We start from the raw sequence: 18,502 nt of genomic DNA on the forward strand, positions 1-18,502 counted from the left end.
GGCCGAACTACTCCTCTGCGGCTTCGTCGGCGAAGAGTTCCTCGTGTCGACTGGCGAGATCGGTGTAGGCTCCAGAGGCGTACCGTTCGGCGATTCGATCGGCGTCGAGACTCGTCGCTTCGATGGGGGTGACCTGCGCGGGCACGCCTCGGACGAACGAGTCCTCCGGGATCGTCCAGCCGTCCGGCACGACCGATCCCGACGCCACGACGCTCCCAGCACCGATCGTCACGTCGGAGTTGAGCGTCGCGTTGAATCCGACGAGCGTGTCCTCGCCGACCGTCGCGTCGTTCAGCACCGCCCCGTGGCCGATCATCGCTTCGTCGGCCGCACTGGAAGCGTGCAACACGGCGCCATCACCGACGTGGGCGCTCTCACCGATCTCGACGGGACCGACGTCGCCGCGAAGCACCGCACACGGCCAGACGCTGGCGCCGGCCGCAATCGAGACGTCGCCGACGAGCGTCGCCTGTCTACTGACGTGTGCATCCTCGTCGATCGCCGGACGCGTCCCCTCGAAGGCGTAACTGCGGGAGTCCATGCTACTTCGTAGCACTGCATCCCGGATAAACTATTCCCGACAGCACCGCGCAACGACGCCTGCCGCGAGGCGTTACTGCTCGGCGCAGAGTTCGACGAAGTTCCGGAGGATCCGCAGGCCTGTCTCGCCGCTCTTCTCGGGGTGGAACTGCGTGCCGAAGACGTTGCCCGCCTCGTTGGCGACGACGCTGGCGAACCGGGTCTCGTAGTCCGTCGTCGCGACGGTCGCGGCCTCGTCTTCGGGGACGGCGTAGTAGGAGTGGACGAAGTACGCGTAGTCGCCGTCGACGCCCTCGACGAGCGGGTGCTCCTGTTCGACGTGGAGTTCGTTCCAGCCCATGTGGGGCACCTTCTGCCCCTGGTCGAACCGGCGATTGGTGCCGGGGATCAGGTCGAGTCCGGTGACGTCACCCTGCCCGGCGCGCTCGGCCTCCTCGCTGTCGGTGAGGAGCATCTGCATCCCGAGGCAGATGCCGAAGAGGGGCTGGCCGTCCTCGGCCGCTTCGAGGAGGGCGTCCCGGAACGGCCCCGCGTTCTCGACACCCTCGCGGAATGCGCCCACGCCGGGCAGCACGATGCCGTCCGCAGCGCGGATCTCGTCGCGATCGTCGGTGATCTCGACGGCGGCGCCGGCCCGCTCCAGGCCGCGCGTGACGCTCCGGAGGTTGCCGAGACCGTAGTCGACGACCGCGATCTCCGCGAGTGGGTCCTCGCCGGCGTCGACTGCGTCCCCAGCGACCTGCTCCTGGCTCATGTCCACAGATTCGACGTTCGCGGGCAAGTGGTTTTCCTTCGACGCGACGGTTGCCGCCCGCGGACGGATCGGAATGACGGTGATCGCCACGAGCGGGATTTCAGCCTCCGGCGCACTTATTGAGCCGAGGCGTCAGGGTTCCCTATGGTGCCGACGCTGGTCGCCGCCGCGGTCGCCGCGCTCCTCGCTGCTGCGTTGCTCGGCCCGGCGTTCGACCGGCGCTCGCTCGGAATCGTCGTGTTCGCTGGCGTGGTTCCGGATCTCGACGCCGCCGTGAGTCTCCTCGTTTTCGGTGCGACCAACGCCGCTTTCCATACCCTCCTACTCCCTGGACTCCTCGGCATCGCGCTGTACTGGGACACCACCCGCCGCGATCGATCCTGGCTGCGGGAGCGCTACGGCTGGCGGGGCGTTCGGATCGCGTGGGTCGCGCTCGCGGCGTACGTCGTCGCCGGCATCGGCCTGGATCTGTTCAGTCCCGAGGGCGCGAACCTGTTCTACCCGATTCACGATCGTTTCTACGCCGTCACTGGGAAACTACTCTACTCGACGGAGGATGGACTCGTCCAGACCTATGTCCAGATCGGTGACGAGGGTCTCCTCTCCGTGGGTTCGCCCGGAACGACCGCGAACCACCACGTCGAATCCTGGCTCAATCCGACGCCGGACACCGGGTGGGATCGCGGGGCAGAACGACGACTGACGCTCGTCGAGTCTGGCTGGCAGACGATCGTGGTCGTCGCTTCTGTGGCCGTGCTCGCGATCCGTGGCTGGGAACTGAGTGATCGACTCGAGGTGTCGGCCTGATGCCGGCGACGACGGTGCACCTCGGATTCGGGCTGCTCGTCGCGGCCGCGCTCCTGCCGTCAGAGCGGTTCGATCGGAACCTGCTCGCCGTCTTCGCTGCGATCTTGATCTTCCCGGACCTGGATTCGATCCCCGGCTGGTGGCTACCGGGCGCCCATCGAGCGATGTTTCACACGCTGGTGCTCGTCGGCGTCGCCGCTGCAGCCATCGCCTACGACACGCGAGTTCGCGAGGTCTCCTGGCTCCGAGAGCGTGGTGGCGACTGGGCTGTTCGCGCTGCGTGGGCACTCCTTGCGACCCATCTCCTCGCCCACCTGTTGCTCGACTGGGCACATCTCTCGGGGATCAATCTGCTCTACCCGATCGGCGACCAGTTCTTCCGCCTCGAGGGGAAACTGGTCTACTCGACGGCGGACGGCTGGATCCAGACGTTCGTGGAAATCGGGAGCGACGACGGCGGTCGCACCACCATCGACGTCGGCCAACAGGGGAGCACGGACGACGTGCACGTTTCGACGCCGACGGATCCGGAGCCTGGCGGCGGGGTCGACGAGAACGTCGAGCGGATCGTGCCGTTCGCCGTCCACGGCTGGCAGCTGTACCTGATCCTCCTCGGGCTGTTCACCGTCGGCGCACGGCGGCTGCAGGGCGAACCGCCCGTCAGTGATCGGGAGCCGTGATCGGCCCACCGACGAGTGCAGTGAGAACCAGTTCGGACGATTCAGGCGCTGGCCTGCGGCGCGAGGGTGTGCTCGATGTACTCCAGGATGTTGTCGGACTCGGCCATGGTCACGCCACGGTCCTCGTCGACGATGACGGGAACGCCGCGCTGGCCCGATACCCGCTTGACCTCGTTCCGCTCGGAGTGGGGCGCGTCGACCCAGATCGTGTCGTACTCGATGCCGTTGTCGTCGAGTGCGTCGGCGACCTTCTCACAGAACGGGCAGCCATCTAGCTGGTACAGCGTCAGCGACATGGCCGGCAGAACGAACGCCCGGGCGGTAGGAGTTTCGGTCGTGGAGGGGAATCGTCGCTTCCGGTAATCGTTACGCCGAGGTCGCCCCCCAGGAGATCCGGGCCCAGAGCCGCTCGTAGCCGAAGTACGTCCCGGTCTTGACGACGTTCGTGATGACGCCGATGTTGAGCGCGGCGACGACGTCGTCGGTCACGGCGAAGGCGACGGTGATCGTGATCGCGAGCATCAACACCCGATACCCGAGCGTCTTGGCGACAGACCGGGAGAGGCGCTGGTTCGCGCCACCGAGCAACGAGTCGGACATGTCTCTGGAATGCTGCCGATCGGTAATGAAGCCGTTGCTCAGGGCCACTTTGTGTAATTGAATGTGGTTACGACCTCTCCGACGCGCTGGGCCTCAAAGCGTCCGCGTTCCCGTCAGTCCGCGGCCAGATCCCCTGCTCCCCCGGGTTCCCGTTCGGATTCGCTGAGGTAGCACTGGGGATCCGGTCCGAACGGATCGTCACTCGCCGCGAGCGCTCGGAGCCGGGAGCCGCCGCGGCAGATGGACCGGTACTGGCAACTGGCACAGCGACCGGTGAGGTGGTCCTCCCGTTCGCGAAGCCGACGGACCAGTGGGTTCGTCTCGTCCGTCCAGATATCGCCGAACGATCGGTCCCGCACGTTCCCGAGGCTGTAGGACTGCCAGAACTGCGTCGGGTGGACGTTCCCCTGGTAGTCGACGTCGGCGACCCGCTCCGCGGTCGGATCGCCGCCGTTGCGTTCGAGGTACGCCCGGATCCGCTCGGCTGCGTCACCGCCGAGTTCCGATCGCGCGTACTCGACGAGGAACGCGGCGTCGGCGTAGTTGCCGACGAGGAGCGTCTCGATCTCGTCACCCCGATCGTGGTACTCGCGCGTGAGGTCACAGAGCGTGCGGACCGCTTCGCGCTTGTCTTCGGGGGCGAGGTCGGCGTCGGCGATTTCGGCGCCGCGACCGCCGTAGTCCAGGTGGTAGAAGCAGAAGCGATCGACGCCCTCCTCGTGCAGCAGGTCGATGACGTCTTCGAGGTCGTCGGCGTTCTCCTCCGTGATCGTGTACCGCAGCCCAGTCTTGAGCCCAGCGTCGAGACTCGTTCGGATCCCTCGGAGTGCGGCGTCGAACGCGCCCTCCTGCCCCCGCATCTCGTCGTTGTGCTCTGGCATCCCGTCGACGGAGACGCCGGCGTAGGCGAGTCCGGCGTCCCGGAGCGCCTCGACCCTGCCCTCGGTCAACAGCGTGCCGTTCGTGGAGAGGACGGGCCGGATACCGAGGTCGCTCGCGTAGGCGACGAGTTCCTCGAGATCGTCGCGGACCAGCGGTTCGCCGCCGGAGAACAGCACGACCGGCACGTCGAAGGCCGCGAGGTCCTCGAGGAGGGCCTTCCCTTCGGCGGTCGATAGCTCTCCCGGCGCGCTCGCGTCTTCGGCGCCAGCGTAACAGTGCGAACAGTAGAGATTGCACTGCTTGGTCGTGTTCCAGACGACCACGGGCCGTCGTTGCTTCCGTTCGCGAATCTGGGGCTTGCGGGATTCGCCGGCCGCGTCGTACCGGAGCCCGTCGCCTTCCGCTTCGCCGCCACAGAGCAACTTGCTGATGGAGATCATGGGGTGGGTTCCTCGGTGCGTCGCGAGTCAGAGTTCGGTCACGCGCGGCTCGTCCGCCCCGTCGTAGGTCGCAGTCTCGTCCTCGTCGACGACGGCCTCCGAGCTGGATCGATCTTCCGGTGTCGGGGACGATTCCTCCGATTCTGGGGACGATTCCTCCTCGGCCAGATCGTGCGTGGAGAACCGCCGGACTTCGTCGGCGGGACACAGCCAGAGATCGTCGGCGTACCACGCGAAGAGGCGGCTCGATTGCTCGTGCGCGACCTCGGCGCTCGGAGCGCTCACGCTCCCGACGTGACGGAGCGGGTCGTCGGAATTCTCGCGGACGAACACTTCCCACTCGCGCGTCGGGTCGCCCCGGGGTTCTTCACCGACTCGCGATCGATCTGCCGTCTCGACCATACACGCAGTTCCAGGTAGACGACCAAAACCGCCCCTCGCGTTCCCAGGCCGTGGGAACGGGCGGCGCGGCCTTTTCGGCGGCTATCGAAGACGATTACAAGCGGCTACCTCGCCGCCACCACCATGCGACCGAGTTCTCTCGACACCGACCAACGACCGTTCGTGTTGATCTGGGAGCTGACCCAGGCCTGCGAACTCGCCTGCGACCACTGCCGGGCAGAGGCACAGGCCGAGCGCCATCCCGACGAACTCACGACTGCAGAGGGCAAGGAACTGCTCGAGCAGGCCAGGGGGTTCGGCGACGGCCAACTCGTCGTCCTGTCCGGCGGCGATCCGGCCGCGCGGCCGGACCTGATCGAACTCGTCGAGTACGGCACGGATCTCGGGCTCTCGATGACGGTGACGCCGAGTGGGACCGCGTCACTCACGCGGGACGTGATCGACGACCTGGCCGACGCTGGCATTCGCCGGCTGGCACTCAGCATCGACGGCGGGTTCGCGCTCGACCACGACGCGTTTCGAGGTGAGGAGGGCAGTTTCGTTGCGACGCTCGAGGCCGCGAGCTACGCGAGCGAGGCGGGCATCCCGCTCCAGGTGAACACCACGGTTTGCGCCCGGACCGTCGATCAGCTTCCCGCCATCCGTGACCTCGTCGCCGATCTCGGGGCGGCCCTCTGGAGCGTGTTCTTCCTCGTGCCGGTCGGGCGTGGCGAACTCCTCGACCCGGTCTCGCCGGAGCGCGCCGAAGAAGTGATGGAATGGTTACACGAGGTCTCCCGGGAGGAATCGTTCGGCGTGAAGACGACCGAGGCACCCCACTACCGTCGGGTCGCGATGCAAACACGGCGAGCGCAGGACGAGACCGGCGGTGGCCCCTCGCGAGACGGAACTGACGGAATGGAGCGCTCCGACAGTGGCAGCCCTGGCCGCCGTAGCGGAATCGTCGCCGGTGACGGCTTCGCGTTCGTCTCCCACACTGGGGAGGTCTACCCATCGGGATTCCTGCCGGAATCGGCGGGCGTCGTCCCCGAAGAGTCGATCGTCGACGTCTACCGCGACGCTGATCTCTTCGAGCGACTCCGCGATCGGTCGGAGCTTCGCGGCAAGTGCGGTGTCTGCGAGTTCAAGCACGTCTGTGGCGGGAGCCGCTCGCGAGCGTTCGCGACGACCGGCGATCCGTTCGCAGCCGACCCGCTCTGCCCGTACGTTCCCGAGGGCTACGACGGACCGATGCCCGGTTCCGGCGCGACGCCGCCTGCAGATTAGGCTGGTGTCACCGAACGGATGCGCCAGCAGCTTCCAGCACCGTCTGGGTCCTCGTGACGGTCGAGCTGGAAGACGTACCAGGCCGTGTTCTGGTCGGTCCGAGCGAGGGCGGTAACGGTCGCCCGATCGCCCTCGCGCTCGACGATCTCGGACGCGACCTGGTCTGCTTCCCGTAGCGCAGCAAAGCGGGGCCCTTCGTAGTACCCGCGGAAGGCTCGATAGTGCATGGATTCCCGGAGGTCCCGCACGGTGAACTGCCAGAAGGTGTGCATGCCAGAGGCACCGACTTCGGGCGGCTGGAGTGCTTCGCCGACTGTCGTGGCGACTTCGGCGGGGCTCCGCTCGCAGGTGGGCTCCGGAACAGGCGTGGCCGACGCCTGGCCATCGTCACCGAAGGGATCGCCGAACGATCCGACGGCGTTCGAGTAGAGAACCGGTCCTGCGATGAGAGCGAGCACGACGAGGACCGCGATTCCCGTCGATAGCACGCCGTCCCGAGTGGTCCGCTGGCCCGAAGCGGTCGATCGGCTCCTGGCTGGACGCGTCGGTATCCAGCGTCGACGTTGCGGCGCCGTCTGGTTCCAGCGCTCGTCCCTCGCTGGACGGCCGAGGTGACGCTCGCAGAGTTCGTCGGCGACTGGCGGGTCCACGCCGAACAGTACTCGATCACGAAGGTCGTCGGCGTCGAGGATCGGCCGGTCGCCTGTAACCGGTGGCGCTGCCGATCCCCGGCCAGCCCACGCGACCACGTCGGCGTCGTCCGGAAGCGAGACCGATTGCCACCGCCGAGCGATCCGACGAAGACGACGGCCCGAGAACCGCCTGGGCGGAAGGACGGCGATGCGTTTCACATCGGCTCCATTGCTCGCGGTTACGACTGCTCCGTCGATCCGGGTGTCCCACCCGCAGGCTGCCCACAGGTCCGCCAGAAAGTCAGCGAACGCCGCTCGGTCGAGCGTCTGCAATCGCCGAACGAACGTCTGCGGCGGAATCGCCGCCATGACCAATTTAGCGCTCCTGGAACGTTACGTCTGACGCCGTCGATCGGACCGTCCGTCGGGCCCGAGCGAACGACCGCCGGAGCCTCCGCAAGAGGTATGGCCGGCCCGGACGCTCGTTGGCACATGACGGCATTCTCCGAACGCGTGGAGTCGGTGTCGATCAGCGGGATCCGGAAGGTGTTCGAGGCCGCTGGCGAGGACGCGATCAACCTCGGACTCGGCCAGCCCGACTTCCCGACGCCGGCCCACGCTCGCGACGCCGCGTGCGAGGCGATCCAGGACGGCCTCGCCGACGGCTACACGTCGAACAAGGGTACCGAATCGCTCCGTGAGGCGATCGCCCACCGGTACGACGTGGACTGGGACATCGACGTCGATCCCGCGGACGTCATCGCGACCGCTGGCGGTTCCGAGGCGCTGCACATCGCGCTCGAAGCCCACGTCGATCCGGGCGAGGAAGTGCTGTTCCCCGACCCCGGGTTCGTCTCCTACGACGCACTGACGAAGATCGCCGGCGGCGACCCGGTGCCGCTTCCGCTCCGGGAGGACCTGACGCTCGATCCCGCGACTGTCGAGGAGGCTATCACGGACGACACCGCGGTCTTCGTCGTCAACAGCCCAGCCAACCCGACCGGCGCCGTCCAGTCCGAGGCCGACATGCGCGAGTTCGCCCGGATCGCGGACGAGCACGACGTGCTCTGTCTCTCCGACGAAGTCTACGAGCACATCGTCTTCGACGGCGAGCACCACTCACCGATCCAGTACGCCGAGAGCGACAACGTCGTCGTGGTCTCCGCCTGCTCGAAGACCTACTCGATGACTGGCTGGCGACTCGGCTGGGTCACCGGGAGCGAACGACGGATCGAGCGGATGCTTCGCGTCCACCAGTACGGCCAGGCCTGCGCGAGCGCACCGTCGCAGTACGCCGCCGAGGCGGCGCTGACCGGCCCACGCGAACCCGTCGAGGAGATGGTCACTGCCTTCGAGGAGCGCCGTGACCTGGTGCTCGACGAACTCACCGACATGGGCCTCGAGGTGCCGACGCCACAGGGCGCCTTCTACGCGATGCCGAGCGTCCCTGAGGGGTGGGTCGACGAGGTGATCGATCGCGGCGTGGTCGTCGTGCCTGGAGACGCGTTCGGCGAACGGGGTGCCGGATACGCCCGGATCAGTTACGCGACTGGACTGGAGGAACTAGAGGACGCACTCGCGATCATGCGCGACGCGACGCGGGCGATCCAGTAGCGCTACGCGATCGATCCAGTAGCACTACGCGAGCGATCCAGTTGCGCGACGCGAGGCTCCGCCGGCCGTCGATTCGTCCCGGTTTCCGCTGCAAGCGAGTTCGGTTCCTGCAGTCGACCACGTTCTCTCGAATGGTCGCCAGCAATCGCACGTGCTATTTTGTAGCATGCGACCGTCTGTCTCAGCATGGAAGGTCCCCGCGGCAGCATCGCACGTCACGGTAGCGGGCCGTTTGCGGCCCTCCGTGCGTTCGGGTCGCAGGTCCATCCAGTGTTCATGCTCCCGCCGATCGCAGCGTCCTGGTTCGGCGCCGTACTCGGCGGGCTCGAATCGGTCGCACTCGGGGCGGTCCACTCGTTAGCGATCTTCGCCGCGGTCTACACCGCCCACGTCAAGGACGGCTACGTCGACTTCCACGTGCGCGACGAGGACGACGACCACCCGCTGACGGTCAGTGGCTGCCGGATCGCACTCGCCGGTGCGACGGCGGTGTTCTTCTCGTTGCTCGGCGTCCTCTGGATCGGCGTGAATCTCGTCGCTGCCCTCCTCACGCTTCCTGGCTGGCTGATCGGTTACCACCACGCCCCTCAGCTCGATACAAATCCGCTCACGGCGACGACGGGCTACCCTGCGGGGATCGCGCTAGCGATTCTCGGGGGCAGCTACGTCCAGGCAGTGTCCATCGGAGCGGTGACGGCCGCCTTCGCACTCGTCTTCCTGCTCGTGCTCTCCGGCGTGAAGGTCATCGACGACGCCCAGGACGTGGCGTACGACCGCTCCATCGACAAGCGCACCGTCGCCGTCACGGTGGGACCGCCTGCGGCTCGCCGGCTCGCCTACGGGCTGATGGCCGTCGGTCTCCTCGTCGTCGTCGCGCTCGTCGCAGTCGCAGTGTTTCCGCCGACGAGCGTGCTCGCAGTCGCCGCGTTTGGTGCCGTTGTCGTCGCGACCCGGCGGGCCGACGCCGAACTCGCGACCATGCTCCTCGTCCGGGGTGCCTACGTCTTCCTCGCCGTGCTTGTGGCGGCGGTGTGGTTCGAGCCGCTCGCGTGACTCGTAGGGCATCCCCGAGCGAGGCCAGCGCAACTGGCGATCGGCCTTAACCCGGCAATCGTTTGACGAACGATAACAGTTAACATGGATGGGCGCATAGCAGTGCTTGAATCGCACGACAATTGCAAGACGACGGGGTCACGACGACCCTGCACTCCAAACTCATGCCAGCAGACGAGACGGACGAGATGATGGCGAACGGCTCGGTCGACCACGAGGCCACGGACGGCGACCGCTACTCGGCGGTGGCCGTCGATCACGAGGAGACAATCATCTACGACCGAGAGATCGAGGACGCCTGGATCCAGTCGGACGCCGTGGGTCCGCTCGCCGAGTGGGTCTGATCGCCGCTCGAATCGGCCGCACCTTTCACCGTTGCTTCAGTTGTCGTCGACCACCAGTCACTCCGCCGCCGGTGCCACCAGTTCGCCGTCGACGGGCGCGAGTCGCGCCGAGAAGTGCCGGAGCGACGCTCGACCCGGTTCGTCGACGATTTCCAGGCCGCCCAGCGACGCCGCTCGATCGACGACCTGGCCGAACGTGTCGGCGACCAGTTCGAGGTGTTCGCGGTGGTAGGTCCGTCGCGGGAGCGCGAGTCTGACGAGTTCCGGCCGATCGGTGTCGGGGAACGCGAAGCTCCCTAGCTCGACCGTCCGTACCGCCCCTTCGAGATACCCCGCACAGACGAGCGTCTGTCCGGGGAACTGGTGAGCGGGAACGTCGGGCAGTGCGCTCGCCGCATCGAGGTAGACGGCGTGGCCCCCGACGGGCCGATAGATCGGTACGCCGGCGGCCTCTAGCAGGTCGGCGAGCTCCCGCACTTGTCCGATCCGATCCTCTAGGTACGGTAGCTCGACGGCCTCTCGGAGCCCCACGGCCATCGCCGCCATGTCCCGGCCGGCCATCCCGCCGTACGTCGGGAATCCCTCGTAGAGGATCGCGCGCTGTTTCAGTTCGTCGAACAGCGCGTCCGCGGCCTCGGTCCCGTCGTCGGCTACGGCCACGAAACCGCCGACGTTCGCGAGGCCGTCCTTCTTCCCGCTCATCACGAGCGCGTCGGCGTAGCCGAGCAGTTCCCTGGCGATCTCCTGGATCGACGCGTCGCCCCAGCCCGGTTCGCGCTCTTTCACGAAGAACGAGTTCTCCGCGAACCGGCAGGCGTCGATCACGAGTCGAGCGTCGATCTCGTCGGCGAGCGTCCGGGCGCGCCGGACGTTCTCGATCGAGACCGGCTGGCCCGCCGCCGCGTTGTTCGTCACCGTCACCACGATCGCTGGAACCTGGTCCTCGCCGTGCTCTGCCGCGACGGCCCGCGCCGCGTCCACGTCGAGATTTCCGAGGAAGTCACCCTCGGCGTCGGGATCCCTCGCCCCCTCGACGGGACAGTCGACCGGATCGCCGCCCGCCGCTTCGACGTGTGCCCGCGTCGTGTCGAAGTGGGTGTTGTTCGGCACGACGTCCCCGTCGTCGACGATCGCCCCGTAGAGGACGTGCTCGGCGCCACGGCCCTGGTGGGCGGGGACGATCCGATCGAAGCCCATGACCGCCGAGACTGCGGATTCGAGATCGGCGAAACTGCTGCTGCCCGCGTACGCCTCGTCGCCCTGCAACAGGGCGCCCCACTGTTCGGAACTCATCGTGCCAGTTCCGGAATCCGTCAGGAGGTCGACAGCGACGGCGTCTGCCGGCACGGCAAAGAGATTGTACCCCGCCTCGGCGAGGATGCGCTCGCGCTCGCCTTGATCCGGTACCGATCTGCGATCCACCATCCGGGATTCGTACATGGTCAGGACTTGCTCCGCCGCAAACCTATATGTGATCCGAGGAATCCTGTGCCCTGACGGTGAACCTCGTTCCTCCGGTGCCGGAGGTGTGCACCTCGGTACCGAATCGCGGTCGTTCGAGCTAGCCGGGCCGACGCACTTCCCCGTAGCTTCGGCGATCGATCGCGCTCGACCGACGGCGAGGGGATCCGTGAGATCCGAGCACCCGATCCACACGCGTTATACCGTTCGGCCGGCAATGACTGTCCATGACCGCGGACCCCGCCGCTATCGACGTTACCATCGTGGACGGGTACGTCGACGAACCGGCACACTTCGGGGTTCCCCCGTACATCTCGACCTACCCTCGCTACGCCGCTGGCGCAATGGTCGACGCTGGCGTGCCGGAGGAGCGGATCACCTACCACACGATCGACGAACTCCGCGACGAGCGGAACCGCTGGGCCGACGTCGCGAACGCCGACCTCATGCTCTACATCGGCGGCATGACCGTCCCCGGAAAGTATGTCGGTGGCACGCCGGCCGAACCCGACGAAGTCCGGGAACTCGCGTGGACGGCAGAGGGTGTCAGCGTGATGGGCGGCCCCGCGAAGTTCGGCGTCGGCGAGGAGAACGCGGGCGGTATCGAGACGGAGCGCGACGACCTCGACTTCGACTTCCTCGCGATGGGCGACGTCGAGGCTGCGGCACACGATATCGTCGAGAGCGGCCTCGAGGGATTCAACGGCCGGTATCGCGACGTCGAGGAGGTCACGCGCTGGGCCCAGAAGGGTGCGTTCGTCGTCGAGGAGCACCCGAACCATCCAGAGTACCTCATCTGCGAGATGGAGACCGGCCGCGGCTGTCCGTATCGCTGTTCGTTCTGCACGGAGCCGCTGTACGGCGACGCGACCTTCCGCCCGCCGGAGACCGTCGTCGGCGAGGTGGAGGCCCTCGCCGATCACGGCGTCCGGAACTTCCGGCTCGGTCGACAGGCCGACATCCTCGCCTACGGTGGGGACGGCGAGAAGCCTGATCCCGACTCGCTCCGGGAACTCTACGGCGGCATCCGGGAGGCCGTCCCCGATCTCGAGACGCTCCACCTCGACAACGTCAATCCGATCACGATCGTGAAGTGGCCCGAGCTCTCTCGGGAGGGCCTCGGCGTCATCGCCCGCCACAACACGCCCGGCGATACCGCCGCGTTCGGGCTGGAATCCGCCGATCCGGTCGTCCAGGAGGCGAACAACCTGAACGTCACTGCCGACGAGGCGTTCGAGGCGGTGAAGATCGTCAACGAGGTCGCTGGCTGGCGGCCCGAGGACGACCAGCCGCCGTTCGATTCCGGCGCACCCGGCGAGCCGCCCGGGGATCGAGACGCCGACGTCGAAGCGCCCACGTTCGGCGACGGCGCACCCCGGCGGCTCCCGAAGCTCCTGCCGGGCATCAACCTCCTCCACGGGCTCAAGGCCGAGCGCGAGGAAACCTTCGAGCACAACGAGCAGTTCCTCCAGCGCGTCTACGACGAGGGCCTGATGCTCCGTCGCGTGAACATCCGTCAGGTCATGGCGTTCCCCGGCACCGACATGGACGAGACCGGGGCCCAGATCGCCAACGACCACAAGAAGCTGTTCAAGCAGTACAAGTCGCGCGTCCGGGAGCAGATCGACAATCCGATGCTCCAGCGACTCGCCCCGCCCGGCACCGTCCTCCCCGACGTCACCTTGGAGTACCACCAGGACGGGACCACGTTCGGCCGCCAACTCGGCACCTACCCGCTGCTGGTCGGCGTCCCGGGCGAGCGCGACCTCGGCCAGACCATTGACGTCGCGATCGTGGACCACGGCTATCGGTCGGTCACCGGCGTTCCCTTCCCACTCGACCTCAACGCGGCCTCGATGACGGAACTCGCTGCGCTTCCCGGGATCGGAAAGCAGCGGGCTGGTGACATCGTGGTGAATCGACCTTACGACTCCGTTGCCGACCTCGGCGTCGACGCCGACCTCTCTGCGTTCGTAACGACGGGCAATCCAGCCGGTGCAGACTGATTTCCATTCGCACGCCATGACCGGCAACTCCGACGACACAGACGATCTCGAAGCCGGCTTCCGCGAGAAGACCGGCCAGTACGAGGCGCTGCTCGCCGAAGCACTCGCGGTCGCGACTGTCGCCGAGGACCTCCCCGAGAGCCAGCGAGACGCTGCCGAGCAGTGTCTCGAGATGGCCGAGGCGTACCTGCGAGACGGTCGGCACTTCCGTGAGACCGACGACCTCCCCGACGCGCTCGCGGCCTTCTCCTACGGCCACGGCTGGCTCGACGCCGGCGCGCGAGTCGGCGTCCTCGACGTCCCCAGCGAGGGACACCTGTTCACACAGTAGGCGTTCGATCTTTCACGCCCCGGCAGGCTGGATCGGCGCTCCACTCAAGAGAGATCCGCTAGCACGCGCTGGGCTGCGTCCCGCCCGCTCTGCAGCGCGCCGTCGATCGAGGACCACTGCGTGTACTCGCCGGCGAGGTAGCATCGACCCTCGGGCGCAGCGACGCCGGGCAGGTCGTCGTGACAGCCCGGCGGCTGGGCGAACTGCGCGAAGTCGATTCGATCCGTTTCGAGTAGCTGGAGGTCGCCGAACTGCCGCTCGGGGTACCACGACTGCAGCGTACGCCGCGTCTTGTCGTCGAGCTTCGCGTTCGTGGCGTCCGGATCACCGAGGAACGTCGCGGAGATGAGCGCGCGGTCGTTCTCGCCTGCGTACTCCGGCGCGACGTTGGAAAGCGTGACGAGGGTGTTCGGCTGCTCGCTCTCGGCGTTGAGGTGGAGGCGCTTGCCCGGCGGGGCCGAGTGCTCTGGCACGGTGTAGTACTGCGTCGCGACCGCGTGACCATCCGTCGGAATCGCGTCGACGCCGGTCAGGTCTCGTGCTGTGGGCGCGTCGGTCGCGACGATCGCCGCGTGGCCGTCCACGGTCTCGTTGCCGAGGTCGAAGTCGCCCCCAGTGCCGTCGGCCGTCACCGCTTCGACCGCCGACCCCGTTTCGATCCTCGCACCTGCATCGCGAGCGTTCGCGGCCAGTTGTTCGGTCATCGCGCCCATCCCTGCCGCTGGGACGACGGTCTTGCCCGCCGCCAGCACCTTCATCACGTACTCGAAGACCCGCTTGCTCGTTTCGAGCGAGCGATCGAGGGTGATCCCACCGAGGAAGGGTGCCGCGAACGCTTCCACGAACCCCTCGGAGAAGCCGCGGCGCTCGAGTTCCTCGCGGATCGTTCGGTCGGCACCGGAGAAGATTGCGCCACGGGATTCGCCCCGGAGTTCTCGCCGGAGTTTCCAGAGGCGATAGCCGTCGCGTGTCGTGATTTCTCGGTTGAGCAGGGTTTGCGATATCGACCCCGGATCCCGTAGCGGATCGCCGACCACGGAGCGGCCGTTCGGCCGGCAGATGACGGCACCGGGTTTGAACGTCCGAAGTTCGAGCACGTCGAGGTCGAGTTCCCGCTGGACCGTCGGGTAGCCGGTGAAGAGGACCTGGAACCCGCGATCGAGGGTGTAGCCCTCGACCGCCCTGCTCGCGACCCGGCCGCCGACGGTCTCGTCGGCTTCGAACACTGTCACGTCGACGCCAGCGTCGGCGAGGTGCCGAGCGGCGACGAGTCCGGCCGGGCCGGCCCCCGCGATCACGACCCGCTCGTCAGTCATAGCGCGTGATTCGGCGTGCCGGACCTAAAAGACGGTGTTCGCGGTGCGACCGGTGAGTAGTCGGTTCGTAGGTGGCGCGTTATCGGTATACGGTGACGGACTCGAGCGTCGCCTCCTCCTGGGGCTCGTCGCTGCGGTCCGTGGGCAGGTTGCCGATCTCCTCGACGACGTCCATGCCGTCGATGACCTCGCCGAAGACGGCGTGCTTGCCGTCGAGGTGGGGCTGGGCTGCCAGCGTGATGAAGAACTGCGAGCCGTTCGTGTTCGGGCCGCTGTTGGCCATCGAGAGCACGCCCGGCCCGTCGTGGCTCAGGTCGTCGTGGAACTCGTCGTCGAAGGTGTAGCCGGGGCCGCCGCGACCGGTCCCGGTGCGGTCGCCGGTCTGGATCATGAAGTCGGCGATCACGCGGTGGAAGGGGACGTCCTCGTAGTAGGGCTCGCCGTCGATCGTCTCGCCAGTTTCCGGGTCCTCCCACTCCTTCTGGCCAGTCGCGAGGCCGACGAAGTTCTCGACCGTGTTCGGCACCTTGTCCTCGTAGAGTTCGACCTCGATGTCGCCGCGGTTCGTGTGCAGGATTGCAGTCGTATCTCCCATGCACGGGGCGACGCGTGCCCTGCCGAAAAGCGTGCGGGTCTCGTTCTCGCGAGGGGTGGAGGGCTAGAGCCGATTCGATGTTAGAGCCGATTCGATGTTAGAGCCGATTCGATGTTAGAGCCGGTTCGGGGCGATCAGTTCCGACATTGGACGCACGACGTCGGCTGGTGGGACGTCGAACCGCCCTGGATGGAGCGTTGCGGCGAGGTGTTCGAGGGTGTCGATCAGTCGCGGCCCAGGCCGATTGACGTAGTGGTGACCGTCCATGGCGTAGGATCTTCCTGCACGGACGGCCCGGAGGCCCGACCAGCCGTCGCGATCGGCGAGATCCCCCAAGTTCGACCTCGTCTGGTCGAGGTCGAACCCACACGGCGCTGCCACGAGGACGTCCGGATCCGCTTCCAGGACGAGGTCCCATTCGCGCGGCGTCGAACGATCTCCGGGCTCGGCCAGGGGATACTGCCCGCCCGCGATCTCGACGAGTTCCGGCATCCAGTGGCCGGCGACCATGACGGGATCCATCCAGTCGAGGATCGCGACGGACGGACGCTCCTCGATCGGTCCGACGGCGGCTTCGACCGCCGAGACGCGATCTCGAAATTCGGCGATCAGTTCGTCGGCCGCCTCGTCCCGGCCGAGCGCAGCGCCGATCCGCTCGACGTCTTCGTACAGATCCTCGAGGTGGTGGGGATCGGTCGTCAGTACCTCGGCGTCGAGATCTAGCTCCTCCACGACCCGCTCCACGAGCACCGTGTCCACCGCGCACACGTCACAGATGCCTTGCGTGACGATCAGGTCCGGATCGAGGCGCTCGAGGAGGTCGGCGTCGATCTCGTAGACGCCGTCGCCGGAGTCCGCCTGTGCGACCTGCTGGTCGATCGACTCGCTCGACGCCGCTGCGTCGATGCGCGTCGACGTGATGTCGGGGCCGTCGGCGACGCCGGGTGGGTGGTCGCACTCGTGGGAGGTGCCGACCGGGTCCACGCCGAGTGCGGCGACGATCTCCGTCGCAGAGGGGAGGAGCGTGACGACGTGCATGGGAGCCGATTCTCGCCCGCCGAGCAAGAACTTTCGGCGTTCGACGGATGGTGGATGCGTCTCTCCACCCCAGATTCAAGTAGAATACCGCGGCGAGTGCCGCGCGTGAACTGACCGTCTCCGCCCGTCGGTCCAGGCTGGTGCGCGGCGCGCCGTCGGGACGGATCCACTACGCGCCGCCTGCTCGCCACGATCGAGGCCCGGTAAACGCTCCGCCGTCCTCAGATGTCGTACAGCTCGCCGTACTTCTCTTCGACGTAGTCGAGGAAGTACTCTGCCGTGAGCGGCTCGCCGGTCGCCTTCTCGATCAACTCGTTCGTAGTGTACCGGGACCCGTGCTGGTGGATCTCGGTCTCGAGCCAGTCGGCGATCGGTTCGAACTCGCCGTCGGCGACCAGGCCGTCGACGTCGAGGTCCTCGCGCATCGCAGCGTCGATCTGGGCGGCGAGCACGCTGCCCAGTGAGTACGTCGGGAAGTAGCCGAACGAGCCGTGGCTCCAGTGGATGTCCTGGAGGCAGCCCTCGGCGTCGTTCTCGGGTCGGATGCCGAGGTACTCCTCGTAGGTGTCGTCCCAGACCTCGGGGACGTCCTCGATCGCCAGGTCGCCCGAGATCATCTCGCGTTCGATCTCGTACCGTGCGACGATGTGGAGGTGGTAGGTGAGTTCGTCCGCCTCGACGCGGATGAGGTTGTCCTCGTACACCTCGTTCAGCGCCTCGAACAGCTCCTGGGCCGTCAGGTCTTCAGCGCCCGGGAGGTGTTCCTGAACGAGTGGCACAAGACGTTCACAGAACTGCGTCGTCCGTCCGACGTGGTTCTCCCAGAAGCGCGACTGGGACTCGTGCACGGTGAGGTCGCGCGAGTTCCCGAGCGGTGTCCCGTACTGGTCCTTCGGGAGTCCCTGCGTGTAGCGGGCGTGCCCGAACTCGTGGATCGTACTCAGGAGAGCGCCGAGCGGTTCGGACTCGTCGAACCTGGTCGTCACGCGGGCGTCGAACTGCGTCCCCGAGGAGAAGGGATGCGGGGCCGTATCGAGCCGTCCGTGCTCCCAGTCGTAGCCCAGTTCGTCCAGCACCGTCCGCGCGAGTTCCTCCTGTGCGTCCTCGGGATACTCGCCGTCGAAGGGCGTCGCGAGTTCGACGTCGCTCTCCCTAACGTCCTCGATCAGCGGGACCAGTCCCTCGCGGAGCTCGGTCAGGACGCGATCGGCCGTTTCGAGTCCGAGGTACGGCTCGTACTCCTCGAAGAGCACCTCGTAGGCCGGCCGGTCGGGGTCGATGTGCTCGGCGTACTCGCGATTGAGTTCGACGAGTCGTTTGAGCGACGGGGCGAACGTCTCGAACTCCGAATTTTCCTTCGCTTCGGTCCACTCGGGGTGGGCTTCGCTGGTAGCCGCGGAGATCTCCTCGACCAGATCGGTCGGGACGCTCGTGGCACGATCGTACTCGCGGCCGACCTCGCGAACGACCGGCTGCTGGTCGTCGTCGAGGTCGGCGTCGCGAAGCGTCGTCATCCACTCGCCCATCTCCTCGTCTGTCAGGAGTTCGTGTCCGATCGCCGAAAGAGCGGAGAGTTGCCCCGAACGGGCGGTCGTTCCACCTTCGGGCATCATCACCTCCTGGTCCCATCGCAGCACGCCGGCAGCGGCATTGACGTTGTACCGTCGCTTGACGCGATCGAGGAACTCCTCGTAGGTCTCGTCGGGGGACGCAGTCGTAGCTGAATCCGACATGATTGTCC

General features: G+C 67.1%; 20 protein-coding genes. 8 read left to right on the forward strand and 12 right to left on the reverse strand.

Translation table 11 applies throughout. The annotated features are described in order from the left end of the window. Positions 1-7 precede the first annotated feature (7 nt). A complete protein-coding gene (locus tag L593_RS14180; protein ID WP_020447664.1) occupies positions 8-541 on the reverse strand; it encodes a gamma carbonic anhydrase family protein in 534 nt (177 codons plus the stop codon). Positions 542-613: 72 nt separating this feature from the next. Next, complete coding sequence (gene hisH / locus L593_RS14185; protein WP_049894535.1) at positions 614-1,294, reverse strand: imidazole glycerol phosphate synthase subunit HisH; 681 nt, start codon at positions 1,292-1,294, stop codon at positions 614-616. Positions 1,295-1,438: 144 nt separating this feature from the next. Between hisH and L593_RS14190 the strand changes: the two genes are divergently transcribed. Next, a complete protein-coding gene (locus L593_RS14190; RefSeq protein WP_020447666.1) occupies positions 1,439-2,101 on the forward strand; it encodes a metal-dependent hydrolase in 663 nt (220 codons plus the stop codon). Next, entirely contained in the window at positions 2,101-2,781 is a 681-nt protein-coding gene (locus L593_RS14195) for a metal-dependent hydrolase (protein ID WP_020447667.1), read from the forward strand. The genes L593_RS14190 and L593_RS14195 overlap by 1 nt, the downstream gene beginning before the upstream one ends. 41 nt (positions 2,782-2,822) lie before the next feature. On the opposite strand, the gene L593_RS14200 is transcribed toward L593_RS14195, so the two are convergent. The 4 genes from L593_RS14200 to L593_RS14215 all read right to left on the reverse strand — a co-directional run bounded on the left by L593_RS14200 (position 2,823) and on the right by L593_RS14215 (position 5,105). Beyond that, positions 2,823-3,077, reverse strand: coding sequence for a glutaredoxin family protein (locus L593_RS14200; protein ID WP_020447668.1), 255 nt, complete (start codon positions 3,075-3,077; stop codon positions 2,823-2,825). A 70-nt stretch (positions 3,078-3,147) separates the two neighbouring features. Continuing rightward, a complete protein-coding gene (locus L593_RS14205) occupies positions 3,148-3,381 on the reverse strand; it encodes a DUF2061 domain-containing protein (protein WP_020447669.1) in 234 nt (77 codons plus the stop codon). Between the two features lie 113 nt (positions 3,382-3,494). Beyond that, complete coding sequence (locus L593_RS14210; RefSeq protein WP_020447670.1) at positions 3,495-4,703, reverse strand: TIGR04347 family pseudo-SAM/SPASM protein; 1,209 nt, start codon at positions 4,701-4,703, stop codon at positions 3,495-3,497. 27 nt (positions 4,704-4,730) lie between these two features. Then, the gene (locus L593_RS14215; protein WP_020447671.1) at positions 4,731-5,105 is read right to left on the reverse strand and encodes an Htur_1727 family rSAM-partnered candidate RiPP; all 375 of its coding nucleotides are present in this window, start codon (positions 5,103-5,105) and stop codon (positions 4,731-4,733) included. A gap of 123 nt (positions 5,106-5,228) precedes the next feature. On the opposite strand from L593_RS14215, the gene L593_RS14220 reads away from it, so the two are divergent. Next, positions 5,229-6,371 carry a TIGR04053 family radical SAM/SPASM domain-containing protein gene (locus tag L593_RS14220; protein ID WP_020447672.1) on the forward strand — a complete coding sequence of 381 codons (1,143 nt, stop codon included), beginning with the start codon at positions 5,229-5,231 and terminating at the stop codon, positions 6,369-6,371. Here the strand turns inward: L593_RS14220 and L593_RS15775 are convergent. Further along, on the reverse strand, positions 6,368-6,859 hold the full coding sequence (locus L593_RS15775; RefSeq protein ID WP_144060779.1) for a hypothetical protein: 492 nt from the start codon (positions 6,857-6,859) through the stop codon (positions 6,368-6,370). The genes L593_RS14220 and L593_RS15775 overlap by 4 nt on opposite strands. A 636-nt stretch (positions 6,860-7,495) precedes the next feature. Here L593_RS15775 and L593_RS14230 point away from each other — a divergent pair. From L593_RS14230 to L593_RS14240, 3 genes are all read left to right on the forward strand, one after another. Next, positions 7,496-8,617 carry a pyridoxal phosphate-dependent aminotransferase gene (locus L593_RS14230; protein ID WP_020447674.1) on the forward strand — a complete coding sequence of 374 codons (1,122 nt, stop codon included), beginning with the start codon at positions 7,496-7,498 and terminating at the stop codon, positions 8,615-8,617. A 186-nt stretch (positions 8,618-8,803) separates the two neighbouring features. Beyond that, positions 8,804-9,670, forward strand: coding sequence for a UbiA family prenyltransferase (locus tag L593_RS14235; protein ID WP_049894185.1), 867 nt, complete (start codon positions 8,804-8,806; stop codon positions 9,668-9,670). Positions 9,671-9,792: 122 nt separating this feature from the next. After that, positions 9,793-10,014, forward strand: a complete 222-nt coding sequence (locus L593_RS14240; RefSeq protein ID WP_049894187.1) for a hypothetical protein — start codon at positions 9,793-9,795, stop codon at positions 10,012-10,014. A 57-nt stretch (positions 10,015-10,071) separates the two neighbouring features. Here the strand turns inward: L593_RS14240 and L593_RS14245 are convergent, their stop codons facing one another. Next, a complete protein-coding gene (locus tag L593_RS14245) occupies positions 10,072-11,460 on the reverse strand; it encodes a tryptophanase (RefSeq protein WP_144060810.1) in 1,389 nt (462 codons plus the stop codon). A gap of 242 nt (positions 11,461-11,702) precedes the next feature. Between L593_RS14245 and L593_RS14250 the strand changes: the two genes are divergently transcribed. Together L593_RS14250 and L593_RS14255 are read left to right on the forward strand one after the other, a co-directional pair. Further along, on the forward strand, positions 11,703-13,481 hold the full coding sequence (locus L593_RS14250; protein ID WP_020447677.1) for a radical SAM protein: 1,779 nt from the start codon (positions 11,703-11,705) through the stop codon (positions 13,479-13,481). A gap of 16 nt (positions 13,482-13,497) precedes the next feature. Then, positions 13,498-13,812, forward strand: a complete 315-nt coding sequence (locus L593_RS14255; RefSeq protein WP_020447678.1) for a DUF357 domain-containing protein — start codon at positions 13,498-13,500, stop codon at positions 13,810-13,812. A gap of 44 nt (positions 13,813-13,856) precedes the next feature. On the opposite strand, the gene L593_RS14260 is transcribed toward L593_RS14255, so the two are convergent. From L593_RS14260 to L593_RS14275, 4 genes are all read right to left on the reverse strand, one after another. Then, positions 13,857-15,128: an NAD(P)/FAD-dependent oxidoreductase gene (locus L593_RS14260; protein WP_020447679.1), complete on the reverse strand. Its 1,272-nt coding sequence runs from the start codon at positions 15,126-15,128 to the stop codon at positions 13,857-13,859. 79 nt (positions 15,129-15,207) lie between these two features. Then, entirely contained in the window at positions 15,208-15,723 is a 516-nt protein-coding gene (locus L593_RS14265) for a peptidylprolyl isomerase (protein WP_020447680.1), read from the reverse strand. 114 nt (positions 15,724-15,837) lie between these two features. Continuing rightward, positions 15,838-16,761: an ABC transporter substrate-binding protein gene (locus tag L593_RS14270; RefSeq protein ID WP_020447681.1), complete on the reverse strand. Its 924-nt coding sequence runs from the start codon at positions 16,759-16,761 to the stop codon at positions 15,838-15,840. 221 nt (positions 16,762-16,982) lie between these two features. Next, a complete protein-coding gene (locus tag L593_RS14275; protein WP_020447682.1) occupies positions 16,983-18,494 on the reverse strand; it encodes a carboxypeptidase M32 in 1,512 nt (503 codons plus the stop codon). Positions 18,495-18,502 lie beyond the last annotated feature (8 nt).

The organism is Salinarchaeum sp. Harcht-Bsk1 (genome assembly GCF_000403645.1).
In the GTDB taxonomy this organism is placed as follows: Archaea; Halobacteriota; Halobacteria; order Halobacteriales; family Salinarchaeaceae; genus Salinarchaeum.